Annotated in this window: 4 protein-coding genes and 2 pseudogenes; 2 read left to right on the forward strand and 4 right to left on the reverse strand. The window is 41.8% G+C overall.

The window, feature by feature from the left end; genetic code table 11:
• Nucleotides 1–68 precede the first annotated feature (68 nt).
• The gene (locus AACL61_RS08300; RefSeq protein WP_003671552.1) at nt 69–896 is read right to left on the reverse strand and encodes an exodeoxyribonuclease III; all 828 of its coding nucleotides are present in this window, start codon (nt 894–896) and stop codon (nt 69–71) included.
• 2 nt (nt 897–898) lie between these two features.
• Nucleotides 899–1231 carry a MazG-like family protein gene (locus tag AACL61_RS08305; RefSeq protein ID WP_339111234.1) on the reverse strand — a complete coding sequence of 111 codons (333 nt, stop codon included), beginning with the start codon at nt 1229–1231 and terminating at the stop codon, nt 899–901.
• 148 nt (nt 1232–1379) lie between these two features.
• Between AACL61_RS08305 and AACL61_RS08310 the strand changes: the two genes are divergently transcribed.
• Nucleotides 1380–1604 (forward strand): hypothetical protein, encoded by a 225-nt coding sequence (locus AACL61_RS08310; protein ID WP_035156748.1) that lies wholly within the window; start codon nt 1380–1382, stop codon nt 1602–1604.
• A gap of 164 nt (nt 1605–1768) precedes the next feature.
• Here AACL61_RS08310 and rplS read toward each other — a convergent pair whose 3' ends face one another.
• Both rplS and AACL61_RS08320 read right to left on the reverse strand, forming a co-directional pair.
• Nucleotides 1769–2128, reverse strand: a complete 360-nt coding sequence (gene rplS, locus AACL61_RS08315; protein WP_003675625.1) for a 50S ribosomal protein L19 — start codon at nt 2126–2128, stop codon at nt 1769–1771.
• Between the two features lie 122 nt (nt 2129–2250).
• A pseudogene (locus AACL61_RS08320) lies at nt 2251–3090 on the reverse strand (APC family permease); the annotation flags it as partial.
• 87 nt (nt 3091–3177) lie between these two features.
• On the opposite strand from AACL61_RS08320, the pseudogene AACL61_RS08325 reads away from it, so the two are divergent.
• Nucleotides 3178–3305, forward strand: a pseudogene (locus AACL61_RS08325) (IS30 family transposase); the annotation flags it as partial.

The raw sequence follows: 3305 nt of genomic DNA on the forward strand, positions 1-3305 counted from the left end.
CCCATGCCGGGCGCACACAAAATAAGAGATTTGGGACAAAGTTGGTGTTCCAAATCTCTTATTTTCATTTAAAGATCGATTTCTAGAATAATTGGCGTATGATCGCGGCGTTCTCCACTATCGATCATCCCCGCTTCTGTAATCTTATCAGCAAGCCGGTCACTGACTAACCAGTAATCAATTCTCCAGCCAGAGTTATTTTGTTTACTAGTAATCACCCGTTGTGCCCACCAGGAATAAACTCCCTTTTCGTCGGGGTGAAGGTGCCGGAAACTATCAGTAAAGCCAGCAGCTAATAGTTTTGAGAAATGTGTACGTTCTTCATCAGTAAAGCCAGCTGAATGATGGTTGGTTGCTGGATGAGCTAAATCAATCTCCTCATGAGCCACATTAAAATCACCACTAGCAATTACCGGTTTTTGCTGGTCAAGTTCATGCAGGTAGTCACGGTAACAATCATCCCATGTTTGCCGCTCATCTAACCGTTTAAGCCCGTTGCCAGAATTTGGAGTATATACTTCCGTAACATAGAAGTCCGGAAATTCAAGGGTAATGATTCTTCCTTCATCATCCATTGGTTCTGGCGCATTAATTTTAGGATAAGTTACTTTGGGCTCATATTGGGCTAAATAAAGGTACATGGTCCCAGCATACCCTTTCCGTGCTGGTTCAACGGAACTCCGCCATGCCACTTCATAATTGGGGAATAATTCTTGTAAAACCGTCAAATGCTTTTTAGTTGGCCCATTCTTTGACAGCTTAGTCTCTTGAATGGCGATGACATCTGGCTTCATCGCTGCAATCTTTTTTAATACTTCCCGCGTTTCCCCTGCCCGTACGGAAGTTCCAGTTAGTGCTGCATTAATTGAATCAATGTTCCACGAAATAAATTTCACAGCTATTTCTCCTTTTTATTTCTTGATTTAAGGTCGCTTTCTTTGATGAATACCCCATCAGCAGTTGTCTTACCCGTTCGCTTTGCAATTTCTTGATAAGCAGCAGTAAGCGCTTGTTGATGGTCAACACCTACTAATTTACAAAAGATTAGCAGTGCAATCTGTAAGTCACCGATGCTGTCGATAAGCTTAGCCTGATTTTCTTTATTATACGCACTAGAAAGTTCGCCAAGCTCTTCTGCCATCTTCATAAATTCGACACGTGGATCCGCATGGTCAATCCCACGTTCATGCGCCCACTCATCAATTTTTTGAAACAGATCCTCGTAATTCATCACAGTCACCTCATCAAGTGATAATTCTAGTCTTAACTATATGATAAAAGAACTAGCTACGCAATAAGAAAATTTTACGCAAGCCTTCTTAACAGTATTTATCAATCACCGCTGTTATAATTATTGCTAGAGAAGGGAAGTGAAAGAAATGGACTTAACCAAGTATCGAATCGACCCTGCTAAGTTTGCTTTGGCTTGCGTGCAAAGTTCACCTGATCTTACCACTGAAGATAAATTAAAGGTTTACAAGGAAGCATACGAAGAAGCGCTTACTTTCTATCACCAAATTCAAACAGCCGTTATTAATAAAAGTCGTTCAAAAGAAGATCGCAGCCTTAAGGAAATGGGAGACTTTTTCGATTTAAAGAACTAAACCAATCACCGAAATCACTACCTATCAAAATCTCCCGTACTACATTGATGAAAAATGTTTTTTAGAATTAATTTACTTTGACTACTCACTGCAATCATGATTGTGGTGAGTATTTTAATTTAAAACAAAAAAAAGAACCCTTGATACACAAGGGTTCCGCACTACTAGTTGTCGCGACGACGTTCAGCGATACGAGTAGCCTTACCAGTACGTTCACGTAAGTAGTAAAGCTTAGCACGACGTACACGACCGTAACGAAGAACATCAATCTTGTCAACACGTGGTGAGTGAACTGGGAAAGTACGTTCAACACCTACACCGTTACTGATCTTACGTACAGTGTAAGTAGCACTGATACCAGCACCGTGGCGCTTGATAACAACACCTTCGAACATTTGGATACGTTCACGTGAACCTTCAACGATCCGAGCGTGAACCCGAACAGTATCACCGGCACGGAATTCTGGAATATCATCCCGTAATTGACTAGCAGTAATCTTTTCGATTAACTTGTTTTGACGCATAATATTTTTCTTTCCTTTCGCCGACATTCATGTCCTGTATGACGGGCAGCGGAATACCGTTATTCACAGCTAAACAGCCAACAACTACTATACATTGTTTTCAGCTGTCTTTCAAGGGTAAATTAGTGGTTTTCTTTATTAATGATTGAGTGACGGATTCCATAGATAAAGTAAATTAACAAACCGATCACAAACCAACCAACCATTAAAATTTTTGCATCAGTATTTAGGCCCCAGAAGATCACGGCCGAAAAGATCGCCGAAATCGCTGGAAGTACTGGATATAACGGCATCTTAAACTGAGCTTCGGGCAAATCTACCCCTTCCCGTGGACGCAAGGCATAAATTCCCAGAGAAACAAAGATAAATGCGACCAGGGTTCCCGCAGAAACAAGGGTTGCCAAGAACGTAAATGGGAAAACAGAACCCAAGATCATGGCCAAGAAAGTAATCATCCATAATGCGTGATTAGGGACGTGCTTATCATCGATTTGTCCGAGTGATTTTGGTAGTAACCCATCCCGTCCAAAGGCATAGATTAGTCGAGAGGAAGCTAAAAGGATTGCGATTAACGCAGAGAAAATACCAACAATCGCTACAACGGAAAGCAAATTCGCCGTAATGTAGTGTCCAGACTGCCTTAAAGCCCAGGCTGCTGGTTCTGCATTATTTGCATAACGGCTATATTTAAACATCCCCACTAATACGAGCGAAACCGCAATAAAGAAGCCTGTTCCTAGTAATAGCGTCCCGATCAATCCTCGTGGCATTGTCTTTTGCGGATTAATCGTTTCAGCTGTATTAGCCGCAATCGCATCAAAGCCGACATAAGCAATAAAGATTTGCGCAGTCCCAGCTAAGATTCCCTGCCAGCCCCCAAAAGTGGTGCCTGGTTGATGAGCGGGGAGAAATGGGACATAGTTTTGGGGATGGATTGCAGTTACCCCTACAACAATAAACACGCGGTTTGTAAAATTAAGTTAGAAAAATAAAAAGCCATTTGTGGTAGACTTTTGAATACCCATACATCAAAAGAAAGGACGCCACAAATGACCTACCATCATCTTACCATAGACGAACTAACGATGATCGCTAATTTTCGTGACCAAGGAGTAAAAGCCTACCGGGCTGCCAAACTTTTGCACCGGAGCTTAGAAACCGTCTACCGAGTTTATCG

Source organism: Limosilactobacillus reuteri subsp. porcinus, assembly GCF_036621895.1.
Classification (GTDB): domain Bacteria; phylum Bacillota; class Bacilli; order Lactobacillales; family Lactobacillaceae; genus Limosilactobacillus; species Limosilactobacillus reuteri_J.

Bases quoted from the DNA above. Each gene is read 5' to 3' on its own strand.
- rplS (WP_003675625.1), bottom strand. From the start codon at position 2,128: ATGCGTCAAAACAAGTTAATCGAAAAGATTACTGCTAGTCAATTACGG.
- AACL61_RS08305 (WP_339111234.1), bottom strand. From the start codon at position 1,231: ATGAATTACGAGGATCTGTTTCAAAAAATTGATGAGTGGGCGCATGAA.
- AACL61_RS08310 (WP_035156748.1), top strand. From the start codon at position 1,380: ATGGACTTAACCAAGTATCGAATCGACCCTGCTAAGTTTGCTTTGGCT.